The sequence below is a fragment of the Streptomyces ipomoeae 91-03 genome (assembly GCF_000317595.1).
Taxonomy (GTDB): domain Bacteria; phylum Actinomycetota; class Actinomycetes; order Streptomycetales; family Streptomycetaceae; genus Streptomyces; species Streptomyces ipomoeae.
Map to the genome: position 1 here is coordinate 1 of NZ_AEJC01000612.1, position 4,145 is coordinate 4,145.

Consider the following 4,145-nt stretch of genomic DNA (forward strand, 5'->3'; position numbering starts at 1 on the left):
CCGCGCCGTGCCGCCCTCGCCGAACTCACCGACGACTGGCTCGCCGGACTGTTCGGCGCGGGGGCCACGGAGCCGCGCGGGGTCTCACTGGTCGCCGTCGGCGGATACGGGCGCGGTGAACTCTCGCCCCGCAGCGATCTCGATCTGCTGCTCCTGCACGACGGATCCGACGACGAGGCCGTCGCCGCGCTGGCCGACCGCATCTGGTACCCCGTCTGGGATCTGGGCCTCGCCCTCGACCACTCCGTCCGCACCCCCGCCGAGGCCCGCAAGACCGCCGGCGAGGACCTCAAGGTGCACCTGGGGCTGCTGGACGCCCGGCACATCGCCGGCGACCTCGGCCTGACCGCCGCCCTGCGCACCTCCGTCCTCGCCGACTGGCGCAACCAGGCCCCCAAACGCCTCCCCGAACTCCAGGAACTCTGCGCCGAGCGCGCCGAACGGCAGGGCGAGCTGCAGTACCTCCTGGAGCCCGACCTCAAGGAGGCACGGGGCGGACTGCGCGACGCCACCGCCCTGCGCGCCGTCGCCGCCTCCTGGCTCGCCGACGCCCCCCGCGAGGGCCTCGCCGACGCCCGACGCCGACTCCTCGACGTGCGCGACGCCCTGCACCTCGCCACCGGACGCGCCACCGACCGGCTCGCGCTCCAGGAACAGGACCAGGTCGCCGCCGAACTCGGACTGCTGGACGCCGACACCCTGCTCCGCCAGGTGTACGAGGCCGCACGCGTCATCTCCTACGCCAGTGATGTCACCTGGCGTGAAGTGGGGCGCGTACTGCGCTCGCGCGCCGTGCGACCCCGGCTGCGCGCCATGCTGGGTGGCGGCAAACCCGCACCCGAACGGTCCCCGCTGGCCGAGGGCGTCGTCGAGCAGGACGGCGAGGTCGTGCTCGCCCGCGCCGCCCGACCCGAACGCGACCCGGTACTGCCGCTACGCGCCGCCGCGGCAGCCGCCCAGGCCGGCCTCCCGCTCTCCCTGCACGCCGTACGCCACCTCGCCGCCACCGCACGGCCACTGCCGACGCCCTGGCCCGCCGAGGCCCGCGAACAGCTCGTCACACTGCTGGGATCCGGGCGCCCCACCGTGGACGTCTGGGAGGCACTGGAGGCCGAAGGGCTCATCACCCAGCTCCTGCCCGATTGGGAGCGGGTCCGCTGTCGCCCGCAGCGCAACGCCGTCCACGTCTGGACCGTCGACCGGCACCTCATCGAGACCGCCGTCCGCGCCTCGGAACTCACCCGCCGCGTCCACCGCCCCGACCTCCTCCTCGTCGCCGCCCTGCTGCACGACATCGGCAAGGGCTGGCCCGGCGACCACTCCGTCGCCGGCGAGATCATCGCCAAGGACGTCGCCGCCAGGATCGGCTTCGACCGCGAGGACGTGGCGGTCCTCTCCACCCTCGTACGCCACCATCTGCTGCTCGTCGACACGGCCACACGCCGCGATCTGGAGGACCCGGCCACCGTCCGCTCGGTCGCGGAAGCCGTCGGCTCGCCCGGGACCCTGGAACTGCTGCACGCGCTCACCGAGTCCGACGCGCTGGCCACCGGCCCCGCCGCATGGTCGTCGTGGCGGGCCTCCCTCGTGTCCGACCTGGTCAAGCGGGTCGCCGCGGTGTTCGCCGGGGACGCCCCGGAGGAGCCGGAGCCCGCCGCGCCCACCGCCGAGCAGGAGCGGCTCGCCATCGAGGCGTTCCGCACGGGCGGGCCGGTCCTGTCGCTGCGCGCCCAGACCGAGGCCGCCACCGAGGAGAAGGACGACAAGGGCGACCCCGAGCCCCTCGGTGTGGAACTCGTCATCGCCGTGCCCGACCAGCCGGGTGTCCTGCCCGCCGTCGCCGGCGTCCTGGCGATGCACCGTCTGACCGTCCGTACCGCGGAGCTGCGCGCCCTGGACCTCCCGGACGGCGTCGAGGGTTCCGTCCTGCTGCTGAACTGGCGCGTCGCCGCCGAGTACGGCTCCCTGCCGCAGGCGGCGCGGCTGCGCGCGGATCTGGTGCGGGCCCTGGACGGCTCGCTGGACATCGCCGGGCGCCTGGCCGAGCGGGACGCCGCGTATCCCCGCCGACGGGGTGTCGTAGCGCCCCCGCCCCGCGTCACGGTCGCCGCGGCGGCCTCACGGCACGCGACGGTCATCGAGGTGCGGGCCCAGGACGCGCCCGGTCTGCTGCACCGGATCGGGCGGGCGCTGGAGGGGGCGGGGGTTCGGGTGCGGAGCGCGCACGTCAGCACGCTGGGCGCCAACGCCGTCGACGCCTTCTACGTCGTCGGAGCGAAGGGGGCACCGCTGCCGGGCGAGGAGGCTGCGGCGGTGGCGCGGAAGCTGGAGGAGACGCTGCGGGGGTGACCTCGCGGCCTCTCTCGGGTCCATCGGATCACCCCCGCAGATGCGGAGGTGATCCGATGGGCGGCATCAGCAAGCTGCCCGAGACGCTGTGCTCCCCGCCGACGTGGGGTTTCCGTCCCCGCCCGCTGAACTCAGCGGGCGGGGATGATTTGCCTCCCGGGCCAGATACCCTGGAGGACAGCCCAAAACGCCCCCGACTCCGAGGACCGACGCCGCCGTGTTCGATACCCTCTCCGACCGCCTTAGCGCGACATTCAAGAATCTCCGCGGGAAAGGTCGGTTGTCCGAGGCGGACATCGACGCCACGGCACGCGAGATCCGCATCGCGCTCCTCGAAGCCGACGTGGCGCTCCCCGTCGTTCGGACGTTCATCAAGAACGTCAAGGAACGAGCGCTCGGTGCCGAGGTCTCCAAGGCCCTCAACCCCGCCCAGCAGGTCCTGAAGATCGTCAACGACGAGCTTGTGGGCATCCTCGGCGGCGAGACCCGTCGCCTCCGCTTCGCCAAGCAGCCCCCCACCGTGATCATGCTCGCGGGTCTGCAAGGTGCCGGTAAGACCACTCTCGCGGGCAAGCTCGGCAAGTGGCTGAAGGAGCAGGGCCACTCCCCGCTGCTCGTCGCCGCCGACCTCCAGCGCCCGAACGCCGTCAACCAGCTCAGCGTCGTCGCCGAGCGCGCGGGCGTGGCCGTCTACGCCCCCGAGCCGGGCAACGGCGTGGGTGACCCGGTCAAGGTCGCGAAGGACTCCATCGAGTTCGCGAAGTCGAAGGTCCACGACATCGTGGTCGTCGACACGGCCGGTCGCCTGGGTATCGACCAGGAGATGATGCAGCAGGCCGCCGACATCAGGGACGCGGTCAGCCCCGACGAGATCCTCTTCGTCGTCGACGCGATGATCGGTCAGGACGCCGTCAACACCGCGGAGGCCTTCCGCGACGGCGTCGGTTTCGACGGCGTGGTGCTGTCGAAGCTCGACGGTGACGCCCGCGGTGGTGCGGCGCTGTCGATCCGCCAGATCACCGGCAAGCCGATCATGTTCGCGTCGAACGGCGAGAAGCTCGACGACTTCGACCAGTTCCACCCGGACCGGATGGCCTCCCGCATCCTCGACATGGGTGACCTGCTCACCCTGATCGAGCAGGCGGAGAAGACGTTCAGCCAGGAAGAGGCCCAGAAGATGGCCTCCAAGCTGGCGTCGAAGAAGGGCCAGGACTTCACCCTGGACGACTTCCTGGCCCAGATGGAGCAGGTCAGGAAGATGGGCTCGATCAGCAAGCTCTTGGGCATGTTGCCCGGCATGGGGCAGATCAAGGACCAGATCAACAACATCGACGAGCGCGACGTCGACCGTACGGCCGCGATCATCAAGTCGATGACCCCGGGCGAGCGCCAGGACCCGACGATCATCAACGGCTCGCGCCGCGCCCGTATCGCCAAGGGTTCAGGTGTCGAGGTCAGTGCGGTGAAGGGCCTGGTCGAGCGGTTCTTCGAGGCCCGCAAGATGATGTCCCGCATGGCCCAGGGCGGCGGGATGCCGGGGATGCCGGGTATGCCGGGCATGGGTGGTGGCCCGGGCCGGGCCAAGAAGCAGGCCAAGAAGGCCAAGGGCAAGCAGCGCTCCGGCAACCCGATGAAGCGCAAGCAGCAGGAGCAGGAGGAGGCCGCCCGCCGGGCCGCAGCGGCTCAGGGCGGTGCCTTCGGGCTGCCGGGTCAGCAGGGTGGCCAGGACTTCGAGCTGCCGGACGAGTTCAAGAAGTTCATGGGCTGACGGCTCCGCCGCGGGGCCCAACGGCGGG

The 4,145-nt window shown here is 71.9% G+C and carries 2 protein-coding genes; both read left to right on the plus strand.

The genetic code is table 11. From position 1 onward, the window contains the following. A partial coding sequence (locus tag STRIP9103_RS39165) for a [protein-PII] uridylyltransferase (protein ID WP_048821799.1) occupies window positions 1–2,349 on the plus strand: 2,349 nt, incomplete at its 5' end. Between the two features lie 217 nt (window positions 2,350–2,566). Continuing rightward, on the plus strand, window positions 2,567–4,117 hold the full coding sequence (ffh, locus tag STRIP9103_RS39170; RefSeq protein WP_009337072.1) for a signal recognition particle protein: 1,551 nt from the start codon (window positions 2,567–2,569) through the stop codon (window positions 4,115–4,117). Window positions 4,118–4,145: the final 28 nt, after the last annotated feature.